21 protein-coding genes and 1 riboswitch are annotated in these 22,218 nt (G+C 59.3%); of the genes, 9 read left to right on the plus strand and 12 right to left on the minus strand.

From position 1 onward, the window contains the following. Window positions 1–21 precede the first annotated feature (21 nt). The 7 genes from VD17_RS32085 to tkt all read right to left on the minus strand — a co-directional run bounded on the left by VD17_RS32085 (window position 22) and on the right by tkt (window position 6,873). On the minus strand, window positions 22–297 hold the full coding sequence (locus VD17_RS32085; protein WP_185753084.1) for a hypothetical protein: 276 nt from the start codon (window positions 295–297) through the stop codon (window positions 22–24). 206 nt (window positions 298–503) lie between these two features. Further along, a complete protein-coding gene (gene fba / locus VD17_RS02040) occupies window positions 504–1,568 on the minus strand; it encodes a class II fructose-bisphosphate aldolase (RefSeq protein ID WP_046045276.1) in 1,065 nt (354 codons plus the stop codon). 243 nt (window positions 1,569–1,811) lie between these two features. Next, window positions 1,812–2,144 carry an MliC family protein gene (locus VD17_RS02045; RefSeq protein ID WP_046052459.1) on the minus strand — a complete coding sequence of 111 codons (333 nt, stop codon included), beginning with the start codon at window positions 2,142–2,144 and terminating at the stop codon, window positions 1,812–1,814. A 56-nt stretch (window positions 2,145–2,200) separates the two neighbouring features. Next, the gene (locus VD17_RS02050; protein ID WP_033060389.1) at window positions 2,201–2,422 is read right to left on the minus strand and encodes a hypothetical protein; all 222 of its coding nucleotides are present in this window, start codon (window positions 2,420–2,422) and stop codon (window positions 2,201–2,203) included. A gap of 34 nt (window positions 2,423–2,456) precedes the next feature. Continuing rightward, a complete protein-coding gene (locus VD17_RS02055) occupies window positions 2,457–3,620 on the minus strand; it encodes a phosphoglycerate kinase (protein ID WP_033060390.1) in 1,164 nt (387 codons plus the stop codon). Window positions 3,621–3,632: 12 nt separating this feature from the next. Next, window positions 3,633–4,685 (minus strand): erythrose-4-phosphate dehydrogenase, encoded by a 1,053-nt coding sequence (gene epd, locus VD17_RS02060; RefSeq protein ID WP_046052460.1) that lies wholly within the window; start codon window positions 4,683–4,685, stop codon window positions 3,633–3,635. A gap of 190 nt (window positions 4,686–4,875) precedes the next feature. Further along, window positions 4,876–6,873 (minus strand): transketolase, encoded by a 1,998-nt coding sequence (gene tkt, locus VD17_RS02065; RefSeq protein WP_046052461.1) that lies wholly within the window; start codon window positions 6,871–6,873, stop codon window positions 4,876–4,878. 273 nt (window positions 6,874–7,146) lie between these two features. On the opposite strand from tkt, the gene VD17_RS02070 reads away from it, so the two are divergent. The 4 genes from VD17_RS02070 to VD17_RS02085 all read left to right on the plus strand — a co-directional run bounded on the left by VD17_RS02070 (window position 7,147) and on the right by VD17_RS02085 (window position 11,772). Next, window positions 7,147–8,142 (plus strand): ArsR/SmtB family transcription factor, encoded by a 996-nt coding sequence (locus VD17_RS02070; RefSeq protein ID WP_046052462.1) that lies wholly within the window; start codon window positions 7,147–7,149, stop codon window positions 8,140–8,142. Between the two features lie 18 nt (window positions 8,143–8,160). Further along, window positions 8,161–9,351, plus strand: coding sequence for a methionine adenosyltransferase (metK, locus tag VD17_RS02075; RefSeq protein WP_033060397.1), 1,191 nt, complete (start codon window positions 8,161–8,163; stop codon window positions 9,349–9,351). Window positions 9,352–9,603: 252 nt separating this feature from the next. Continuing rightward, a complete protein-coding gene (ligB, locus tag VD17_RS02080) occupies window positions 9,604–11,277 on the plus strand; it encodes an NAD-dependent DNA ligase LigB (RefSeq protein WP_046052463.1) in 1,674 nt (557 codons plus the stop codon). Between the two features lie 99 nt (window positions 11,278–11,376). After that, window positions 11,377–11,772 (plus strand): DUF1090 domain-containing protein, encoded by a 396-nt coding sequence (locus VD17_RS02085; protein ID WP_008151994.1) that lies wholly within the window; start codon window positions 11,377–11,379, stop codon window positions 11,770–11,772. Window positions 11,773–11,908: 136 nt separating this feature from the next. On the opposite strand, the gene VD17_RS02090 is transcribed toward VD17_RS02085, so the two are convergent. Beyond that, window positions 11,909–12,358 (minus strand): c-type cytochrome, encoded by a 450-nt coding sequence (locus VD17_RS02090; protein ID WP_046052464.1) that lies wholly within the window; start codon window positions 12,356–12,358, stop codon window positions 11,909–11,911. Between the two features lie 128 nt (window positions 12,359–12,486). Here VD17_RS02090 and mltA point away from each other — a divergent pair, with 128 nt between their 5' ends. After that, on the plus strand, window positions 12,487–13,671 hold the full coding sequence (mltA, locus tag VD17_RS02095) for a murein transglycosylase A (RefSeq protein ID WP_046052465.1): 1,185 nt from the start codon (window positions 12,487–12,489) through the stop codon (window positions 13,669–13,671). Between the two features lie 141 nt (window positions 13,672–13,812). Here the strand turns inward: mltA and VD17_RS02100 are convergent, their stop codons facing one another. Together VD17_RS02100 and VD17_RS02105 are read right to left on the minus strand one after the other, a co-directional pair. Then, on the minus strand, window positions 13,813–14,196 hold the full coding sequence (locus VD17_RS02100; protein WP_046052466.1) for an MAPEG family protein: 384 nt from the start codon (window positions 14,194–14,196) through the stop codon (window positions 13,813–13,815). Between the two features lie 40 nt (window positions 14,197–14,236). Further along, a complete protein-coding gene (locus VD17_RS02105) occupies window positions 14,237–15,070 on the minus strand; it encodes an EamA family transporter (RefSeq protein ID WP_046052467.1) in 834 nt (277 codons plus the stop codon). 295 nt (window positions 15,071–15,365) lie between these two features. Between VD17_RS02105 and VD17_RS02110 the strand changes: the two genes are divergently transcribed. Continuing rightward, window positions 15,366–16,535 (plus strand): MFS transporter, encoded by a 1,170-nt coding sequence (locus VD17_RS02110; protein ID WP_046052468.1) that lies wholly within the window; start codon window positions 15,366–15,368, stop codon window positions 16,533–16,535. A gap of 158 nt (window positions 16,536–16,693) precedes the next feature. Further along, window positions 16,694–17,959 (plus strand): cation:proton antiporter, encoded by a 1,266-nt coding sequence (locus tag VD17_RS02115; protein ID WP_046052469.1) that lies wholly within the window; start codon window positions 16,694–16,696, stop codon window positions 17,957–17,959. Here the strand turns inward: VD17_RS02115 and VD17_RS02120 are convergent, their stop codons facing one another. Both VD17_RS02120 and VD17_RS02125 read right to left on the minus strand, forming a co-directional pair. Beyond that, window positions 17,960–18,847: a formate/nitrite transporter family protein gene (locus tag VD17_RS02120; protein ID WP_046052470.1), complete on the minus strand. Its 888-nt coding sequence runs from the start codon at window positions 18,845–18,847 to the stop codon at window positions 17,960–17,962. Between the two features lie 171 nt (window positions 18,848–19,018). Next, entirely contained in the window at window positions 19,019–19,423 is a 405-nt protein-coding gene (locus VD17_RS02125) for an acyl-CoA thioesterase (RefSeq protein WP_046052471.1), read from the minus strand. 198 nt (window positions 19,424–19,621) lie between these two features. Continuing rightward, window positions 19,622–19,724: riboswitch (S-adenosyl-L-homocysteine riboswitch) on the plus strand. Window positions 19,725–19,747: 23 nt separating this feature from the next. Between VD17_RS02125 and ahcY the strand changes: the two genes are divergently transcribed. Both ahcY and metF read left to right on the plus strand, forming a co-directional pair. Next, window positions 19,748–21,157 carry an adenosylhomocysteinase gene (ahcY, locus tag VD17_RS02130; protein ID WP_046045260.1) on the plus strand — a complete coding sequence of 470 codons (1,410 nt, stop codon included), beginning with the start codon at window positions 19,748–19,750 and terminating at the stop codon, window positions 21,155–21,157. A 191-nt stretch (window positions 21,158–21,348) separates the two neighbouring features. After that, complete coding sequence (gene metF, locus VD17_RS02135) at window positions 21,349–22,194, plus strand: methylenetetrahydrofolate reductase [NAD(P)H] (protein ID WP_046045259.1); 846 nt, start codon at window positions 21,349–21,351, stop codon at window positions 22,192–22,194. The last annotated feature ends 24 nt before the right edge of the window (window positions 22,195–22,218 follow it).

Here is a 22,218-nt window from a genome sequence, read left to right on the forward strand (position 1 = left end):
CACGCCAGCTAACGACTTGACTCAACTAATAGAAACACCGGAATAAAGACTCCAATCGGAATAACTAACATTATCCGCAGTCTCCCGAACTTGCACATTAATAGTCTGCCCCCCGTACATTAGCAGCGTTGACTCCTGCGTCATAAACGAATAATCGCCATCCGCCCCAACAACACCAGTCCCCAGCAATGCGCCTGTGCCCGCCTGATGCAGATAGATCCTGTAGCCAGGAGTTCCTCGCCCACGAACCGTTATTGAGGCATTGCCGCCCCAGGCTGAATCAATATAAGCAGTCATAGTTGATACCCTCAGTAATGACCGCCGAGGCTTCGACGATCAACCCTACTCTAAGCATGCGACTTGCCTCTTAATACCTGTCAGAAATACCTATGCCGACCAACGGCACAGGTAGCTTTAAAGCCCATTACAGTCCTCTCCCCCTGGCTACAGTTATAAAAAAACCGCCTTTCGGCGGTTTTCATAAACGGGTTCAACCCACAGGCTTAGTTGACCTTGGCGTTCAACTCACCTTTCAGGTAACGCTGGTACATCGCTTCCAGAGAGATCGGCTTGATCTTCGAAGCATTACCCGCCGTACCAAACGCTTCATAACGTGCGATACACACATCACGCATCGCCGTCACGGTCGCGCCGAAGAATTTACGCGGATCAAACTCGCTCGGGTTGGTAGCCATCAGACGACGCATCGCACCGGTGGACGCCAGACGCAGGTCGGTGTCGATGTTGACCTTGCGCACGCCGTGCTTGATGCCTTCGACGATTTCTTCAACCGGTACGCCGTAGGTTTCTTTGATGTCGCCGCCGTACTGGTTGATGATCGCCAGCCAGTCTTGCGGAACCGAAGACGAGCCGTGCATCACCAGGTGGGTGTTCGGGATGCGTTTGTGGATTTCTTTGATGCGGTCGATGGCCAGCACGTCGCCGGTAGGCGGCTTGGTGAACTTGTACGCGCCGTGGCTGGTGCCGATGGCGATGGCCAGGGCGTCGACCTGAGTGCGCTTGACGAAGTCAGCGGCTTCTTCCGGGTCGGTCAGCATTTGGCTGTGATCCAGAACGCCTTCGGCACCGATGCCGTCTTCTTCACCGGCCATGCCGGTTTCCAGCGAACCCAGGCAGCCCAGCTCGCCTTCTACCGATACGCCGCAGGCGTGAGCCAGGGCTACAGTTTGTTGGGTGACGCGGATGTTGTAGTCGTAGTCGGTCGGGGTCTTGCCGTCTTCGCCCAGGGAACCGTCCATCATCACCGAGCTGAAGCCCAGCTGGATGGAGCGCTGGCAGACGTCAGGGCTGGTGCCGTGGTCCTGGTGCATGCACACCGGGATGTGCGGGAATTCTTCGATTGCCGCCAGGATCAGGTGACGCAGGAACGGGGCGCCTGCGTATTTGCGAGCACCGGCCGAAGCCTGGACGATCACCGGGGAGTCAGTCTTGTCAGCGGCTTCCATGATGGCGCGCATCTGCTCAAGGTTGTTGACGTTGAAGGCTGGAACGCCGTAGCCGAACTCGGCTGCGTGGTCCAGCATCTGGCGCATGCTGATAAGTGCCATTGTGTATGTCTCTCCCGGTTTGGGTCGTTAATCGTGCCAGCCTGCCGTAGCGGCGGCGGCTATTCAAGTTATTGCAGATCGGGGGTTGGTCCCGGCCCGCTCATTCAGTAGTACGCAGAAACCCTGTGGGAGCGAGCTTGCTCGCGATGGGGGCCTGGCAGCCAACAGTGCAGCGACTGTCAGACCGCAATCGCGAGCAAGCTCGCTCCCACATTTGGATCTCTGTGAATCAAATCAATCGTCTTACTCGGCTTTACAACCGCGGCCGATCAAATCATTGGTGGCGACCCAGTACACCAGGCCTTCCTCACCTTTTATGTGAAACGCCAGCATGTCGTTGCTGTACAGCGAACCTTCGGCGCCCGGCTCATGCTTCAAGCGGTAGACCTGATCGGCACCGCCCAGGCGAACGTCGACTTCCTTGCGGCTTTCGTCGGTGTAGCGCCAGAGCACTCTGGCCTGACTGTCGCAGGTCCAGGTGGTCCAGTTGTCCGTCGATTCGGCAGGCTTGAACAGGTTCAAATTAGCGCAACCTGCCAGCAGAGCCAGCGCCGCAACGGCGATAAAACCTTTCATCCATGTTCCTCGACTGACGACGCACGCCGCCAGCCCTGAGTAAAGTGTCAGACCCGTCAAGGGCAACCATGTTCCTTGGCCGGGGTCTGTGTCTCGTATTTGTCCAGGCCATCAGGCCCGGAACGCTTGTTGATCACCGGGTTGGTTTCGGCCTGCCAGTCGGCCTGGTAGCAGCCTTTGTCCTGTTCAGGCGTCTCGGGTACCGGCGTGGCTTTCGGGTTACTCCCGCAAGCGGCCAGCGACCCCGCGATAATCAACAGCGCTAATGTTTTGACCATCGGAACACTCCTTTGCCTGGTCAAATGGGCGGCCTCAGGCCTTGGCCCGGCTTTCCAGGACTTCAACGGCTGGCAGCACCTTGCCTTCGACGAATTCGAGGAACGCGCCGCCACCGGTAGAAATGTAGGAGATCTGATCGGCAACGCCATATTTATCGATGGCGGCCAGGGTGTCACCGCCGCCAGCGATGGAGAATGCCGAGCTTTCGGCGATGGCCTGGGCCAGGACTTTGGTGCCATTACCGAACTGGTCGAATTCGAACACGCCTACCGGGCCGTTCCACAGGATGGTCTTGGACGACTTCAGCAGCTCGGCGAAATTCGCCGCAGTCTGTGGGCCGATGTCCAGGATCATGTCGTCTGCGGCCACATCAGCGATCAGCTTGACGGTCGCGGTTGCGCTTTCAGCGAATTCCTTGGCAACCACGACGTCGACCGGCAGCGGCACGCTGACCTTGGCGGCGATGGCGCGAGCGGTGTCCAGCAGATCCGGCTCGTACAGGGACTTGCCGACCGGGTGACCGGCAGCGGCCAGGAAGGTGTTGGCAATGCCGCCGCCGACGATCAGCTGGTTGCAGATCTGGCTCAGGCTGTTCAGCACGTCGAGTTTGGTCGACACCTTGGAGCCGGCAACGATTGCAGCCATAGGCTGGGCCGGGGCGCCGAGGGCTTTGCCCAGTGCGTCCAGTTCGGCAGCCAGCAACGGGCCAGCGGCCGCGACTTTGGCGAACTTGGCCACGCCATGGGTCGAACCCTCGGCGCGGTGAGCGGTGCCGAAGGCATCCATCACGAACACGTCGCACAGGGCGGCGTATTGCTGGGCCAGTTCGTCAGCGTTCTTTTTCTCGCCTTTGTTGAAGCGCACGTTTTCGAACAGCACGATGTCGCCGGCCTTCACGTCAACGCCGCCCAGGTAATCGGCCACCAGCGGCACTTCACGCCCCAGAGCCTTGCTCAGGTAGTCAGCAACTGGCTTGAGGCTGTTCTCGGCCGAGAACTCGCCTTCGGTCGGACGGCCAAGGTGCGAGCAGACCATTACGGCCGCGCCTTTTTCCAGGGCCAGCTTGATGGTCGGCAGCGAGGCCAGGATTCGCGCATCGCTGGTGACAACACCGTCCTTGACTGGGACGTTGAGGTCTTCGCGGATCAGTACGCGCTTACCTTGCAGATCGAGGTCGGTCATCTTCAACACGGTCATGGGTCGCATTTCCTACTGTTTTGGAGAGGCAGCTGCTTGCAGATAGTGTTCTGCAACGTCCAGCATTCGGTTGGCAAAACCCCATTCGTTGTCGAACCAGGCCAGGATGTTCACCAGCCGTGGGCCGGAAACTCGGGTCTGACTGGCATCGACGATGGCCGAATGTGGGTCATGGTTGAAATCACAACTGGCGTGAGGCAACTCGGTATAGGCCAGAAGACCCTTGAGCGGGCCGCTGGTGGCGGCCTCGCGCAAAATCCGGTTGACCTCGGTGGCGTCGGTATCGCTCACGGTCTGCATCGTAATGTCGAGGCAAGACACGTTAACCGTCGGCACCCGCACGGCTTTGGCCTGAATTCTCCCGGCAAGTTCCGGTAACAGGCGTTCGATGCCGCGCGCCAGACCAGTGGACACCGGAATCACCGACTGAAACGCCGAACGGGTGCGCCGCAAGTCTTCGTGATGATAGGCATCGATCACCGGCTGATCGTTCATCGCCGAGTGAATGGTGGTGATCGACACGTATTCCAGACCAATGGCCTGATCCAGCAGGCGCAACAGCGGCACGCCGCAGTTGGTGGTGCAGGACGCGTTGGACACCAGCAACTCATCACCGGTCAGGCAATCCTGGTTCACGCCGTAGACGATGGTGGCGTCGACATCCGCTTCGCTGGCCATCGGCTGGGAAAACAGCACGCGCGGCGCACCGGCGTCGAGGAAACGCTGGCCGTCTTCACGAGTGTGGTAAGCGCCGGAGCACTCCAGTACCAGATCGACGCCCAGTGACGCCCAATCGATGCCTTCGGGGGTGGCACTGCGCAGGACCTTCACGCAGTCGCCATTAATATGCAGACAATCGCCGTCGACCTTCACTTCCCCGGGAAAACGCCCGTGAGTGGAGTCGAAGCGTGTCAGGTATTCGATGCTGGCCATGTCCGCCAGATCGTTGATCGCAACAATTTCAAACCCGGCCTTATCGCCTCGCTCAAACAACGCACGCAAGACGCAACGACCAATCCGGCCGTAGCCGTTGAGTGCAACTTTGTAAGGACGCGGTTGAGGCATGGGGTTCTCGATAGACGCAGGCAGACGAATTCTCGTTAACAACACAATCCCCCCGTAGGAGCTGTCGAGTGAAACGAGGCTGCGATCTTTTGATCCTGATCTTAAAAAAACAAGATCAAAAGATCGCAGCCTCGTTTCACTCGACAGCTCCTACAGGGACCGCGGCGGTCATAAAACCGCCGCGTTGTGTTTAGTCTTCCAGCAGCTCTTCAGCCTGACCCAGGATGTTTTCCAGGGTGAAGCCGAATTCTTCGAACAAGGCAGGCGCAGGCGCCGACTCGCCGTAGGTGGTCATGCCGATCACGCGGCCTTCCAGGCCCACGTACTTGTACCAATAGTCCGCGTGCGCGGCTTCGATGGCGATACGGGCGCTGACCTGCAACGGCAGAACCGCTTGCTTGTAACCGGCGTCCTGAGCATCGAACACGCTAGTGCAAGGCATCGAAACAACACGCACCTTGCGACCTTGTTCAGTCAGCTTGTCGTAGGCCTGAACCGCCAGAGCGACTTCGGAACCGGTGGAGATCAGGATCAACTCAGGCTCGCCGTCGCAGTCCTTCAACACGTAACCGCCACGCGCGATGTCGGCGATCTGGAACGCATTACGGGTTTGGTGCTGCAGGTTCTGACGCGAGAAGATCAGCGCCGAAGGGCCGTCCTTGCGCTCCAGAGCCAGTTTCCAGCACACCGCCGATTCAACGGCATCGGCTGGGCGCCAGGTGTCGAGGTTCGGCGTGCTGCGCAGGCTGGTCAGTTGCTCGATCGGCTGGTGAGTCGGACCGTCTTCGCCCAGACCGATGGAGTCGTGGGTGTAGACGAACACGACACGCTGCTTCATCAGCGAGGCCATGCGCACGGCGTTGCGGGCATATTCCATGAACATCAGGAAGGTCGCGCCGTAAGGCACCAGACCGCCATGCAAGGCCACACCGTTCATGATCGCGCTCATGCCGAACTCGCGAACGCCGTAGTACATGTAGTTGCCGCTGGCGTCTTCAGCCGTCACACCTTTGCAACCTTTCCACAGGGTCAGGTTGGAACCGGCCAGGTCAGCGGAGCCGCCCAGCAGCTCAGGCAGCAGAGGGCCGTAGGCATTCAATGCGTTCTGGCTGGCTTTACGGCTGGCGATGGTTTCGCCTTTGGCAGCGACTTCAGCAATATAAGCAGAGGCTTTTTCAGCGAAGTCTTCCGGCAGGTCGCCACTCAGACGACGAATCAGCTCGTTGGCCAACTCAGGGAAGGCAGCGGAGTAGGCAGCGAAACGCTGATCCCATTCGGCTTCGGCCGCGCGACCAGATTCCTTGGCGTCCCACTCGGCGTAAATGTTGGCCGGGATTTCGAACGGACCGTGGTTCCATTTCAGCGCAGCGCGGGTCAGAGCGATTTCCGCGTCACCCAATGGGGCGCCATGGCAGTCTTCTTTACCTTGCTTGTTCGGCGAACCGAAACCGATGGTGGTCTTGCAGCAGATCAGCGTCGGCTGCTCGCTTTTGCGCGCGGTTTCGATCGCGATCTTGATCTCTTCAGGGTCGTGACCGTCGACGTTGCGGATCACCTGCCAGTTGTAGGCTTCGAAACGCTTAGGGGTGTCATCGGTGAACCAGCCTTCGACTTCGCCGTCGATGGAGATGCCGTTGTCGTCGTAGAAGGCAATCAGTTTGCCCAGGCCCAAAGTACCGGCCAGGGAGCCGACTTCGTGGGAAATGCCTTCCATCATGCAGCCATCACCCAGGAACACGTAGGTGTGGTGGTCAACAACATTGTGGCCCGGACGGTTGAACTGCGCCGCCAGGACTTTTTCTGCCAGGGCAAAACCAACGGCGTTGGCCAGGCCTTGGCCCAGTGGACCGGTGGTGGTTTCAACGCCTGGGGTGTAGCCCAATTCCGGGTGACCCGGGGTGCGGCTGTGCAGCTGGCGGAAGTTCTTCAGGTCATCGATCGACAGGTCGTAGCCGGTCAGGTGCAGCAGCGAGTAGATCAGCATCGAGCCGTGACCGTTGGACAGCACGAAGCGGTCACGGTCGGCGAACGATGGATTGCTCGGGTTGTGCTTCAGGTAGTCACGCCAAAGTACTTCGGCGATATCCGCCATACCCATAGGGGCACCGGGATGGCCGCTGTTGGCTTTTTGCACGGCATCCATGCTGAGGGCACGAATGGCGTTGGCACGCTCACGACGGCTGGGCATCGCTGTTCTCCTGCGGATATTGAATCGAGAGTGAATAAAACGAAACGGAAAAAAGGCGAGCATTTTCCCTCACCCACCCGCCTCGGGGCAATGACAGATAGTCATCTGAAGGCGTTTTTCCGGCGGATAAAGTCGCATTTGCCTGGTGAAACCTTTCCGCTGACGATTTGTAGAGTGACCCATTCCCCGAGAAGTGCCATCTATCGAGCAATATCAAAACTTTTTGATATTGCTCTTGCGGTGTTTTCTGACCGTCACTAGACTGCTGGCCTTATGAGTTTACGTGCGCCTTCCATTCGACATGACGATTGCGATGAGCTGGCGGCCCTGTGCAAGGCCGGCGGCGATCCTCTGCGGCTGAATGTATTGCGCGCGCTGGCCAACGATTCGTTTGGCGTACTGGAGCTGGCGCAGATCTTTGGCATCGGCCAGTCCGGCATGAGTCATCACCTCAAGGTATTGGCCCAGGCCGAACTGGTGGCGACGCGCCGTGAAGGCAACGCGATTTTCTACCGTCGCGCCCTGCCCCACACCGACCTGCCGGGTGGCAAGCTGCATGCCGCGCTACTGGAAGAAGTGGACAACCTGACCCTGCCTGCCGATGTGCAGTCGCGGATCGGTCAGGTCCATGGGCAACGAGCGGCGGCCAGCCAAGACTTTTTCTCACGGGTCGCGGAGAAGTTTCGTGCCCAGCAAGACTTGATCGCCGGTCTGCCGCAATACCGCGAAAGCGTAGTGGCATTGCTCGACAAGCTGAGTTTCAGCGAAGGCGCCACGGCCATCGAAGTCGGCCCCGGAGATGGCGCATTCCTGCCGGAACTGGCGCGCCGCTTTACACAGGTCACGGCGCTGGACAACAGCCCGGCGATGCTCGAACTGGCGCGCCAGGTTTGCGAACGTGAAACGCTGGCTAACGTCAGCCTTCAATTGGCCGATGCATTGAACGGTGTCCGCCTCAAGGCTGACTGCGTTGTACTGAACATGGTGCTGCACCATTTCGCCGCGCCGGCCGAAGCACTCAAGCACATGGCCAACTTGCTGCAACCGGGCGGTAGCCTGCTCGTGACAGAGTTATGTAGCCACAACCAGAGTTGGGCCAGGGAGGCCTGCGGTGATCTATGGTTGGGGTTTGAACAGGACGATTTGGCCCGTTGGGCCACCGCTGCGGGACTCGCTCCCGGGGAAAGCCTCTATGTAGGCTTACGTAATGGTTTCCAGATCCAGGTCCGCCATTTTCAGCGACCGGCTGGCGACACTCACCATCGGTAAATTCAGGAAAAAATCGAGATGAGCGAATACTCCCTCTTCACCTCCGAGTCCGTGTCCGAAGGACATCCGGACAAAATCGCCGACCAGATTTCCGATGCGGTGCTGGACGCCATCATTGCTGAAGACAAATTCGCCCGTGTCGCGGTCGAGACCCTGGTAAAAACCGGCGTTGCAATCATCGCAGGTGAAGTCACCACGTCGGCCTGGGTCGACCTGGAAGAGATCGTGCGTAACGTGATTCTGGACATCGGCTACAACAGTTCCGATGTCGGCTTCGACGGCGCCACGTGCGGCGTAATGAACATCATTGGCAAGCAGTCCCCTGACATCAACCAGGGTGTCGACCGTGCCAAGCCTGAAGATCAAGGCGCCGGCGATCAGGGCCTGATGTTCGGCTATGCCAGCAACGAAACCGACGTGCTGATGCCAGCACCGATCACCTTCTCGCACCAGCTGGTTCAGCGTCAGGCCGAAGCCCGTAAATCCGGCCTGCTGCCTTGGCTGCGCCCGGATGCCAAATCGCAAGTGACTTGCCGTTACGAAGGCGGCAAGGTTGTCGGTATCGACGCCGTTGTACTGTCGACTCAGCACAACCCGGATGTGTCCTACAAAGACTTGCGCGAAGGCGTGATGGAACTGATCGTCAAGCACGTACTGCCTGCCGAACTGCTCTCCAAAGACACCCAGTTCCACATCAACCCGACTGGCCAGTTCATCATCGGCGGCCCGGTAGGCGACTGCGGTCTGACCGGTCGCAAGATCATCGTTGACAGCTACGGCGGCATGGCCCGTCACGGCGGCGGCGCGTTCTCCGGTAAAGATCCATCGAAGGTTGACCGCTCGGCCGCCTACGCGGGTCGTTACGTGGCTAAAAACATCGTGGCGGCCGGCCTGGCCGAGCGTTGCGAGATTCAGGTTTCCTACGCGATTGGTGTTGCTCAGCCGACGTCGATCTCGTTGAACACCTTCGGCACTGGCAAGATCAGCGACGACAAAATCGTCAAACTGGTTCGCGAAGTGTTCGACCTGCGTCCATACGCAATCACCACCATGCTCGACCTGCTGCACCCGATGTACCAGGAAACCGCTGCGTACGGCCACTTCGGTCGCACCCCGGCAACCAAGACTGTGGGCGATGACACTTTCACCACTTTCACCTGGGAAAAGACCGACCGCGCCGACTCCTTGCGCGCTGCTGCCGGCCTGTAAGACTTCCCCGGCGGAACCAAAAGCCCTGCACGGTTCGCTGTGCGGGGCTTTTTATTGCGCGAAAATCGAAAGATCGCAGCCTCGTTTCTCTCGACAGCTCCTACAGGGATTTGTGTAGGAGCTGTCGAGTGAAACGAGGCTGCGATCTCTTGATCTTCCTGCCTCTCGAAACACACCGAAAAACATCCTCGCTACCGACGCCCGAAAGCTGACTAGCCTTGAAAGCATTCTCCCTGAGCAAGGATGCTCACGATGCTTCTGCGCCTGTTTTTCTGTTTTTTCCTGACATTTCTTTGCTTGAGTTCAAACGCTGCCGAGTGCCCCGACTGGCCGCACGCTCGTGCCCTGGCCGAGATCAACACTGTTCAACAGCAAATCGACTCATGGGACGACAGCTATCACCGGGGCGGCCGCTCATTGGTCGCCGATGAACTCTATGATCAGTCCCGTGCACGACTGACCGAATGGCGCACGTGTTTCGACCTGAACCAATCCGCGGAACCGCTACGTACTGCGGGCGGCACGATGCCTCATCCCATCGCCCACACGGGCCTGGAAAAACTCCGCGATGGTCGCGCCGTCGACGCCTGGCTAAAAGGACGGAGCGATGTCTGGATTCAGCCCAAGATCGACGGCGTGGCGGTGACGCTGATCTACCGCAAAGGTCTGCTGACTCAGGCAATCAGCCGCGGTGACGGAATAAATGGCCAGGACTGGACGGCTTCGGCGCGCCGGATCGCCGCCATCCCCCAACAATTGCCGCAGCCACTGGACCTGCTGCTGCAAGGTGAACTCTATTGGCGCCTGACCGACCACGTACAGGCCCGCGCCGGCAGCCTCAATGCACGCGCCACAGTGGCCGGTTTGATGACCCGCAAAAAGTTAAGCACTGAGCAAGCCGCCGGGATCGGCCTGTTTGTCTGGGACTGGCCCCTGGGCCCGGCCAGTTTGCCCGCCCGCGTCGCGGCCCTGGATGAGTTGGGCTTCCCGAGCACCGCACCTTACAGTCACTCGATCAAGGTATTTGCCGACGCTGAACGCTGGCGCGATCACTGGTATCGCTCGCCCCTGCCCTTCACCAGTGATGGCATCGTCCTGCGCCAGGATCAGCGCCCATTCGCCGAGCGCTGGCAGGCTAAACCGCCTTATTGGAGCGTCGCCTGGAAATACCCTTTTGCCCAGGCCTTGGCCGAGGTGCGCAAGGTCCACTTCAAGATTGGACGGACCGGACGGATCACCCCTGTACTGGAATTGACACCGGTGATGCTCGATGACCGGCAGATCAAGCGAGTCAGTGTGAGCTCACTGCAACGCTGGGAAGCACTTGATATCCGGCCCGGAGATCAGGTCGCCATCAGCCTGGCAGGCCTGACCATTCCCAGGCTTGACGGTGTCATGCTGCGCAGCACCCAACGCGCTGAATTGAGCGTACCGCTGGCGGAGGACTTTCATCATTTGAGTTGTTGGCAGCCGACACCGAGGTGCGAAAGCCAATTCCTCGCCCGACTGACCTGGCTCAGTGGCAAGCAGGGACTGGCGTTGCCGCATGTCGGTCCTGGCACGTGGGAGAAACTTTTCGAAACAGGCCGTCTGAATGGCCTGCTGGATTGGTTGACCCTCGATGCTCAAGAGCTTGCTAACATTAACGGCTTCGGCGAACGCAGCAGCGCTCGTCTGTTGAACAGTTTCAACAGTGCCCGACAACGCCCTTTCGCTCGCTGGCTCAAAGCCCTGGGTTTACCGCCGACCGGCCAGGCACGGCTTGCCGATTCATGGCAAGAGCTGGCACAACGAAACACCGAACAATGGCAGGCAGAAGCCGGCATCGGCCCGGGACGCGCAGCGCAATTGAGCGCATTTTTCCGCGACCCGCAGGTCCTGGCCTTGAGTGAAACATTACGTCTTGCGGGGATTGACGGTTTTTAGCGGCCGGCGATGCCCGCCAACCCGGGAACCCAATGGTGCCGCCGGGCTCAAACACCCCGTCGCCACATCGATCCGATCGCTTTTTCACATGGAGCTTTTATGAAACTTCTTTCACCGCTCGCCCTGTTGACCCTTTGCAGCGTGCTGGCCGCTCCGCTGATGGCCGCCGAAGAAGCTCCGGGCCTGACCGGCTGCGCCGCAAAGAAGCAGGGCATCATCAATCAGATTGAACTGGCCAAGTCTCACGGCAACGCCGATCAGCAGGCAGGCCTTGAAACGGCCCTGAGCGAAGTCACTGCTCATTGCACCGATGCTTCCCTGAAGAAAGAACGGGAGAACAAGGTGCTCGACGCCAAGCACGAAGTCAGCAAGCGTCAGGCTGACCTCGACAAGGCCATGAAGAAAGGCGACGCCGAGAAGATCAACAAGCGCAAAGACAAACTCGCCGAGTCCCGCAAGGAACTGCAGGACGCACTCGATGAGCTGGATAAGTAAGAAAGGGTAAAGGTCAGAGATTTGTGTTGGCCTTAAGGCAGTCTTCGCGAGCAGGCTCGCNNCGCTCCCACAGGGGAATGCATTCCAAATGTGGGAGCGAGCCTGCTCGCGAAGACGCCATCGAAAACACCAAGAATCAATGATCCCGAAACTCTTTATGGCACGCACTGCAGGCATCTTCGACCTTCTGCACCGCCGGCCCCAGGTTACTGGCCTTGTAAGGCTGAACCTTGCTGGCAGTCACCAATTCACCGGTGGCGAGTTCAAGGGTGCGGGCCATGTCCTGGAAGTGTTCCTGTTTCTGCCAGACATCGCTCTTGGCGCTGGTGTGATCTTCTTCGCGCACCTGCGGAAAATGTTTCCAGGGCTCACGGGACAACGCATCGAGCTTCACGGCACCGTCAGCGAATTTCGGACCGTCAAACGGGATGCGACCACGCAACATGCCGCCCAGGTCTTCGCCGGTCTTGAGCATTTGCTTGAAGATTGCCTTGCGCTGGCCCAGCGGCGAGTTGGGGTCGACACCACCGCAGGCGGACAACGCCAGGCAGGCCAGCAATACAACAGAAAGTCTTTTAAGAGTCATGGTGGCTTCAGGTCACGGGAAACGGCGGCCAGTATCCTCGCGTCATCGGCAAAGACCAATAGCCCTATTATCAATACGGGTTGTTTGAGCGCATGGAGCACTCAGGCAACCGACAAAGGAATTACTCCATGAACAGCCGTTTCAAGGCATGGCGTCACAACCTCGCCTGGACCCTTCCGATGGTGGCCGTGCTTGCGGGCTGCACCGGTGGCGACAACAACAAACCGCAAACCCACGCCCTGGCGACCTACTCCAGCGCCACGTGGGAAGCACTTCCGACGGTGTCCGACAACGACCTGATCGCCGGCTTCGGCTCGTGGCGCAGTGCCTGCACCCGACTCAAAGCCGACCCGGTGTGGGGCTCGACATGTGCGGCTGCCGCCAACGTGCCGCAAACCGCCGGCGACATTCGTGGCTTCCTCAAGCAGAACCTCGACGTCTACGGCCTGCGCGCCGCCAATGACAACCCCAACGGCTTGATCACCGGCTATTACGAGCCGGTCTACCCCGGCAGCCTGACCCAAACCCAAGTGGCGAACATCCCGGTGTACGGTGTGCCTGAGGACATGATCATCGTCTCTCTGGACAGCATCTACCCGGAACTCAAAGGCAAACGTCTGCGCGGACGACTCGAAGGTCGCGTGCTCAAGCCTTACGACGATGCGGCCACGATTGAAACCAAAGGGGTCAAGGCACCGGTTGTTGCCTGGCTGACCGACCCGATGAACCTGCAATTTCTGCAAATCCAGGGCTCGGGTCGTATCCAGCTCGATGATGGCCGCCAGTTGCGCATTGCGTATGCCGACCAGAACGGTCACCCGTATCGACCGATCGGCCGCTGGCTGGTGGACCAGGGTGAGCTGAAAAAAGAAGAAGTGACCATGGGCGCCATCAGCAATTGGGCCAAGGCCAATCCGACGCGCATTCCTGAACTGCTGGGCAGCAACCCCAGCTACGTATTCTTCACCCGCAACCCGGACAGCAACGAAGGACCTCGCGGCTCGCTGAACGTACCGCTGACCGCCGGCTACAGCGCGGCGGTGGATCGCAAAGTGATTCCGCTGGGCAGTCTGCTGTGGTTATCGACCACTAAACCGGACGGCACCGCACTGGTACGCCCGGTTGCCGCTCAGGACACCGGCGGCGCAATTGCCGGCGAAGTCCGTGCAGACCTGTTCTGGGGCACTGGCGAGGCGGCCGGGCAATTGGCCGGCGACATGAAACAGCAGGGACAGATCTGGATGCTCTGGCCTAAAGGCGCAGCCCTGCCACAGGTGCCTCAGGTGGCTGATGCGGCGAACACTAAACCTTGAGATCTGCATGGGCAGTTAGATAGCCATCGCGAGCAAGCTCGCTCCCACAGTGGATCTTCGGTGAATACAAAGTGTGTGACCGAACACAGTCCAGTGTGGGAGCGAGCTTGCTCGCGATGAGGACGGCAAAAACACCGACTTTTAAACAGACACTACAAAGAAACTGACGATCAACCCCAGCCCTACCAACCACATCAGCGACCGCAAAATCGCCCAATCCGCCAAGTAGCAAATGATGTACAGCAGCCGACTGGTGATGAACAACACCGCCAGCACATTGATCGTCACCAATTCGGCATTGCCGGCCAGGTGCGCAACGATCACCGCCGCCGCGAACGCGGGAGTCACTTCAAAACTGTTGAGATGCGCCGCATACGCGCGTCGGCCAAAACCATTCAGTGACTCGAGAAAGTCACGGGGGTCATGGTTGTCTTTCGGCCTGAACCCGCCACTGACCCTGGCGATGGTCGTGCAGATATAGGGCAGGAAAATCGCGATCAAAATGCACCACAGAGCAACCGTCATAACGCAATCCCTTCTTCAAGTTTCAAGAGTCGAGTTCCAGTCAAAACTTCATCACCAGCATGCCGATCAGCACCAGTCCACAGGCTAAGAGCCGCGGCCTGCCGAAAGGTTCTTTCAGGTAACGCATGCCGAACAGCACCACCAGAATCACGCTGATCTCGCGCAAGGCTGCCGCCTCGGCAATCGAGCCCAGTTGCATGGCCCACAGCACCAGAGCGTAGCTGAACAACACGCAAAACCCGACCGCCAACCCCAGTCGCCACTGTTCCTGCCAGAACAACATGAAGGCCGGTCGCTTACGCACCAGTGCCAGTAACGGGAACGGCCAGGCGCTGAGCAACGTAACCCACACCAGGTAATCCAGCGGATGCGACCAGCGCCGCAACGCCTGGCCATCGATGAAGGTGTAGCAGCCGATGCACAGGCCGATCAACGCCACCACCGGCAGCATCGACCACGGCAATCGCGCACCGCCGCCGCCCTGCCAGAGCAGGCACAGCATGCCGAACGGGATCAGCAGAATCCCGAAGATCTGCTGGTTCGTCAGCACTTCGCCGGCAAAAATCAGCGTCAGTGCCAGCACCACCAGCGGCGACAAACCACGCATCAGCGGATAGACCAGCCCCAGATCACCGACCCGATAGGCCTGGATCAGCAAATAGCGATAGAGCAATTCAAACGCCGCCGACGCCAGAATCCATGGCCAGATGCCCAGGGGTGGCAACGCCACGAACGGCAACATCAGTGCGACAAACAGCATTGCAACGCTGTCCATGCAGGCCACCACCAGCAGCCGTTCCGCACTGAATTTGATCAGGGTATTCCACGCCGCGTGCAACAGCGCCGCCACTAACACCAGTGCTGTTGCAAGCACGGCACACTCCTTATTTTGTCCACGCCCCCCTGTAGGAGCTGCCGAAGGCTGCGATCTTTTGATCTTAAAAAATCAACATCAAAAGATCACAGCCTTTGGCAGCTCCTACATTGACCGGCCCGAGAATTGATTCGCCATATGTCAGCAGCTGTTTATACTGCAAGCGACCACGCCGCACTCAGTTGCGCACAGACTAATTCCAATAATTTCTGCCACCGTCCGCTCTCGTCGAGAACGGGCGTCGGCATGCGTATGCCTGATCAGAGCGTCAAGACTACCGACAGAGACCTTGCGCATGCCACTCGCCTTGCTTGCCCTCGCCGTTGCCGCGTTCGGCATCGGCACCACTGAATTCGTCATCATGGGTTTGCTGCCCGACGTCGCCCGCGACCTCGCTGTGAGCATCCCCCACGCCGGCCTGCTGATCACCGGCTACGCCCTCGGCGTGGTCTTCGGTGCGCCGATCCTTGCGATCGGCACCGCCAACATGCCGCGCAAAGCCACGCTGCTGGGCATGACCCTGATGTTCATCCTCGGCAACATTCTTTGCGCCCTGGCGCCGAACTACGCCACGCTGATGGCCGCACGAGTGGTCACCGCGCTCTGCCACGGCGCGTTCTTCGGCATCGGTTCGGTGGTTGCCGCCGGTTTGGTGGCCCCGAACAAACGCGCCCAAGCGATTGCGATGATGTTCACCGGCCTGACGCTAGCCAATGTGCTGGGCGTGCCATTGGGCACTGCACTCGGGCAATACGCCGGCTGGCGCTCGACGTTCTGGGCGGTGTCGGTAATCGGCGTGATTGCCGCGATCGCGCAGTGGGTCTGGTTGCCGAAGGACATCACCATGGACAAGGCCAACCTCGCCAGCGAGTTCAAAGTGCTGGGCAAGGTCAACGTGTTGTTGGCGCTGGGCATGAGCGTGCTGGCGTCGACCAGCCTGTTCAGCGTATTCACCTATATCGCGCCAATCCTGCAGGACATCACCGGCGTCAGCCCGCATGGCGTGACCATCATGTTGTTGTTATTTGGCGTGGGCTTGACCGCGGGCAGCATGCTCGGCGGTCGTTTGGCTGACAGTCGATTGCTGCCGTCGCTGGTGGGCATGGCGCTGGCCGTGCTGGTCGTGCTGGCCGCGTTCTCACAGACCAGTCACTCGGTGATCCCGGCAGCGATTACGCTGGTGTTGTGGGGCATCTTCGCCTTTGCCCTGTGTCCGATTTTGCAATTGCTGATCATCGATCAGGCCCATGAAGCGCCAAACCTGGGTTCAACGTTGAACCAGAGCGCATTCAACCTCGGCAACGCAGCCGGTGCGTGGATTGGTGGCCTGGTCGTCGCCAGTGGTGCGGATCTGGCGGACTTGCCGTGGACCGGCGCGCTGGTCAGCGGCTTGACAGTGCTGACGGCGCTTTTCTACATCTATCTGCAACGTCGCGGTGTTGCTGCGGTCAATGTGTCCGGCTGAATAACTGCATCGCCCATGACATTGCATTCGCGAGCAAGCCCGTTCCCACACGGACAGCGTATATCCCTGTGGGAGCGAGCTTGCTCGCGATGAAGCTGACGCGGTGAACCTGCCGAATACCCAGTCTCTATCTACTACCTCCCATCCAAGGACCCCGGATGCTTGAACTTGTCGCTGCGTTTATCTGCCTCACCACGCTCCTCACCTACGTGAACTTTCGCTTCATCGGCCTGCCCCCGACCATCGGCGTCATGGTCACCGCGCTGATGTTTTCCCTGCTGCTGCAAGGTTTGAGTTTCATCGGCTACCCCGGTCTCGAAGAACGTGTGCAACAGCTGATCGGTCAGATCGACTTCGGCGACCTGCTGATGAACTGGATGCTGTCCTTCCTGCTGTTCGCCGGCGCGCTGCACGTCAACCTGAATGACCTGCGCAACTATCGCTGGCCCATCGGTTTGTTGGCGACCTTCGGCGTGTTGATCGCCACCGCCGTGATCGGTAGCCTCGCCTATTACATTTTTGCCCTGTTCGGCTGGCACGTGAGCTTCTTGTATTGCCTGCTGTTCGGCGCGCTGATCTCCCCGACAGACCCAATCGCAGTCCTCGGGGTGCTGCGGACCGCCAACGCGTCCAAGCCCCTGAAAACTACCATCGTCGGCGAGTCGCTGTTCAACGATGGCACCGCCGTGGTGGTGTTCACCGTGTTGCTGGGCATCGCGCAACTCGGCGAAACCCCGACCATTGGCGCCACGGCCATGCTGTTCGCCCACGAGGCGATTGGCGGTGTGCTGTTTGGTGGGCTGATCGGTTACCTGGTGTACCTGATGATCAAGAGCATCGAGCAGCATCAGATCGAGGTGATGCTGACCCTGGCACTGGTGATCGGCGGCTCGGCCATGGCGTCGGAACTGCACGTCTCCGCTCCGATCGCGATGGTGGTCGCCGGCCTGATCATCGGCAACCTGGGCCGCAATCTGGCGATGAACGACATGACCCGCAAGTACCTGGACGGTTTCTGGGAATTGCTCGATGACATGCTCAACGCGCTGCTATTCGCGCTGATCGGCATGGAGTTGTTGCTGCTGCCGTTCAACTGGTTGCACGTGCTGGCGGCGAGTTTTCTGGCGCTGGCGATTCTGCTTTCGCGCCTGCTGACGGTGGCACCGGCCATCGTACTGTTGCGGCGCTGGCGTACGGTCCCGCGCGGGACGATCCGGATTCTGACCTGGGGCGGTTTGCGCGGAGGTGTCTCGGTGGCACTGGCCTTGGCCCTGCCGCTGGGCCCGGAGCGTGACTTGCTGCTGAGCATCACCTACATCGTGGTGCTGTCGTCGATCCTGCTGCAGGGTTTGAGCATTGGCAAACTGGTCAAGCACGTGACCAAGGACGAGCCTGCGCCAGCGGCACACGCCGATCATCACTGATTACTTTTTGGTCTTCTGCGGGTCGGGCTCCAGGCCTTGATCCGCAGACTTCTTCGGCGGGCCGCTTTCGCTACGGATCTGCGCATGGCTGATCAGCGCGAAGATGAAGCTGCCCCCGATGATGTTCCCCGCCAGCGTCGGCCCTGCGAACACCAGCCAGAAATCCTTCCACGGCAACTCGCCGGCAAACACCAGATACGAGACCTCGGCGGACCCGACCACGATGTGGGTGAAATCCCCCAGCGCCATGAGGTAGGTGATGAGGATGATGATCCACATCTTCGCGCTCTCCATGGACGGAATCATCCAGACCATGGTGGCGATCATCCAGCCCGACACAATGCCTTTGGCGAACATCTGGCCGGCATCGTTCTCCATGATCTTGCGCCCGATATCGAGGAAGGCCAGGTCGGTCTTGCTGTCGAAAATCGGCAGATTCAGCATCACATACGCCACCAGCAACGTGCCGCAGAGGTTGCCCACCAGCACCACCGACCACAGGCGTAACAGTCGACCGAAATTGTTCAGTGTGGGTTTGGTCATGATCGGCAGCACAGCCGTCAAAGTGTTCTCGGTGAACAACTGCTGACGGGCGAGGATCACCGCGAGAAAGCCTGCGCAGTAACCGAAACTGGCGATCACCTTGAAGCCTTCGCCGTCCGGCAGACGGGAATTGAGCAGCCCCATGGCCATCAGCGACAAGCCCATGGTCAGGCCGGCGGCCAACGCCGACCACCACAAGGCGGCGACACTGCGTTCGAGTTCCTGATCGCCCTGGGTGCGGATGATTTCGTGCAGCACGGCCGCTCGCGGCGGCTGGTTCTTTTCGACGTCGTGCTGTTCTTCAGGCGAGAGGTTCGGGGTCTTACCGTCTTTTGGCGTGTCCATAGAGCTCCGGAACCAGTGGTGTGTCATGTAGGTACGACACGCGGGGGCAGGGTCCGTTCTGTAGGAGCTGCCGAAGGCTGCGATCTTTTGATCCTGATTTTCAGCGGACAGTGACGTCGCCAGGATCAAGGTCAAAAGATCGCAGCCATCGGCAGCTCCTACTCGCTCGCATTACTCGCTGGCGACGTCATCCTTGAACTGGTCCTTGACGTACGTGATCTCGGTCCGGCCATGCGGTGCAGGCAAGCCGTCTTCACCCAGGTTGACGAAAACAATCTTGTCCACCGTCAGGATGCTTTTGCGGGTGATCTTGTTACGCACTTCGCACTTCAGGGTAATGGAGGTGCGACCGAACTCGGTGGCGGTGATGCCCAGTTCAATGATGTCGCCCTGGCGCGAGGCGCTGACGAAGTTGATTTCGGAAATGTACTTGGTGACCACACGCTGATTGCCCAGCTGGACGATGGCGTAGATCGCCGCTTCTTCGTCGAGCCAGCGCAACAGGCTGCCGCCGAACAGCGTGCCGTTGGGGTTGAGGTCTTCGGGTTTTACCCATTTGCGGGTGTGGAAATTCATATTCACTCCTGAGCGTCTTGCCGAATGATGGTGGGCATCATGGCAGAGCCCGACCTGGAGCTCTATCAAGCATCGACTATGGTCTCGATTACCGTTCAGACATTGACCGACAGAAACGCTTTGGAAGTATCGCTCACACGGCTATAATCGCCACCGTTTCAAAACGGTAACGTTCCATTGCTACCGTTTTCCCGCCACCTGTCCGAGGGGCGCTGCAGCAGGTTCGACCTGTCAGGCTCGGATGGGGCGTTGCTTGACCGTTATCGGTCAGACACTAAACGCACAACGGCGCCCATTCGCATACATTACGAATGGAGGCTCATCATGAGCGCTGTTATCACGCCTGCAGATTTTAACGATTACAAAGTTGCCGACATGTCCCTGGCTGCCTGGGGCCGTCGCGAAACCATCATCGCCGAATCCGAAATGCCTGCCCTGATGGGTCTGCGTCGCAAGTACGCCGGTGAGCAGCCGCTCAAAGGCGCGAAAATCCTCGGCTGCATTCACATGACCATTCAGACTGCCGTGCTGATCGAAACCCTGGTTGCCCTGGGTGCCGAAGTACGCTGGTCGTCCTGCAACATTTTCTCGACTCAGGACCAGGCCGCTGCCGCTATCGCCGCTGCCGGTATCCCGGTTTTCGCCTGGAAAGGCGAAACCGAAGAAGAGTACGAGTGGTGCCTGGAGCAAACCATCCTCAAGGATGGCGCGCCTTGGGATGCCAACATGATCCTCGACGACGGCGGCGACCTGACCGAGCTGCTTCACAAGAAATACCCGGCGATCCTGGACCGCGTCCACGGCGTTACCGAAGAAACCACCACGGGCGTTCACCGCCTGCTGGACATGCTGGCCAAGGGCGAACTGAAAATCCCGGCCATCAACGTCAACGACTCGGTAACCAAGAGCAAGAACGACAACAAGTACGGCTGCCGTCACAGCCTGAACGATGCGATCAAGCGCGGCACTGACCACTTGTTGTCCGGCAAGCAAGCGCTGGTCATCGGTTACGGTGACGTGGGCAAGGGCTCCGCTCAGTCCCTGCGTCAGGAAGGCATGATCGTTAAAGTCTCCGAAGTCGACCCGATCTGCGCCATGCAAGCCTGCATGGACGGTTACGAGCTGGTTTCGCCGTTCATCGACGGTATCAACAACGGTACTGAAGCAAGCATCGACAAAGCACTGCTGGGCAAGATCGACCTGATCGTGACCACCACCGGCAACGTCAACGTTTGCGACGCAAACATGCTCAAAGCCCTGAAGAAGCGCGCTGTTGTCTGCAACATCGGCCACTTCGACAACGAAATCGACACGGCTTTCATGCGCAAGAACTGGGCATGGGAAGAAGTGAAGCCACAGGTTCACAAGATCCACCGTACCGGCCCTGGCGCATTCGACGCTCAGAACGACGACTACCTGATCCTGCTGGCCGAAGGCCGTCTGGTTAACCTGGGTAACGCCACCGGTCACCCAAGCCGCATCATGGACGGTTCGTTCGCCAACCAGGTTCTGGCTCAGATCTTCCTGTTCGGCCAGAAGTACGCCGACCTGTCGCCAGCCCAGAAAGCCGAGCGCCTGACCGTTGAAGTACTGCCGAAGAAACTCGACGAAGAAGTGGCCCTGGAAATGGTTCGCGGTTTCGGCGGCGTTGTGACTCAACTGACCAAGACCCAGGCCGACTACATCGGCGTGACCGTTGAAGGTCCGTTCAAGCCGCACGCTTACCGCTACTGATCTGCTGACCGGCTGCGCGGTGTTCTGATACACCGCGTCGCCTGCTCCCCTGTAGGAGCGAGCCTGCTCGCGATGGACGTTAACGATAATGCGTACTGGCTGGATAAACGCATTGCTCTCTCGTTCTTCGCGAGCAGGCTCGCTCCTACAGGGGGCCAGCGTCCGGCTTACATGTTTCCAAGGATATGACCATGTCCCAAGAACGTCGCTACAGCTTCGAGTTCTTCCCTACGAAGACCGATGCTGGGCATGAAAAACTGATTGCTACGGCCCGTCATCTGGCGACCTACAATCCTGACTTCTTCTCCTGCACCTATGGCGCTGGTGGTTCGACCCGTGATCGCACCCTCAACACCGTGTTGCAGCTCGAAAGCGAAGTCAAAGTCCCTGCCGCACCGCATTTGTCCTGTGTTGGCGACAGCAAGGACGACTTGCGCGGCCTGCTGACCCAATACAAGGCGGCCGGCATCACCCGTATCGTTGCCCTGCGCGGTGACCTGCCTTCCGGCATGGGCATGGCCAGTGGTGAAATGCGTCACGCCAATGACCTGGTTGAATTCATTCGTGAAGAAACCGGCGATCATTTCCACATCGAAGTCGCCGCCTACCCGGAAATGCACCCGCAAGCGCGCAATTTCGAAGACGATCTGACCAACTTCGTGCGCAAGGCCAACGCTGGCGCCAACAGTGCGATCACGCAGTACTTCTTCAACGCCGACAGCTACTTCTACTTCGTCGAGCGTGTACGGGCGATGGGCGTGAACATCCCGATCGTTCCGGGGATCATGCCGATCACCAACTACAGCAAGCTGGCACGCTTCTCCGATGCCTGCGGTGCGGAAATTCCGCGCTGGATCCGCAAGCAGCTGGAAGCCTACGGCGACGACACCCAGAGCATTCAAGGCTTTGGTGAGCAAGTCATCACCGAGATGTGCGAACGCCTGCTGCAAGGTGGCGCTCCAGGGCTGCACTTCTACACGCTGAACCAGGCCGAACCGAGCCTGGCGGTGTGGAACAATCTGAAGTTGCCGCGCTAAAAGCAGATCAAAAGATCGCAGCCT

Origin of the sequence: Pseudomonas fluorescens, assembly GCF_000968015.1 — a bacterium.
Classification (GTDB): domain Bacteria; phylum Pseudomonadota; class Gammaproteobacteria; order Pseudomonadales; family Pseudomonadaceae; genus Aquipseudomonas; species Aquipseudomonas fluorescens_W.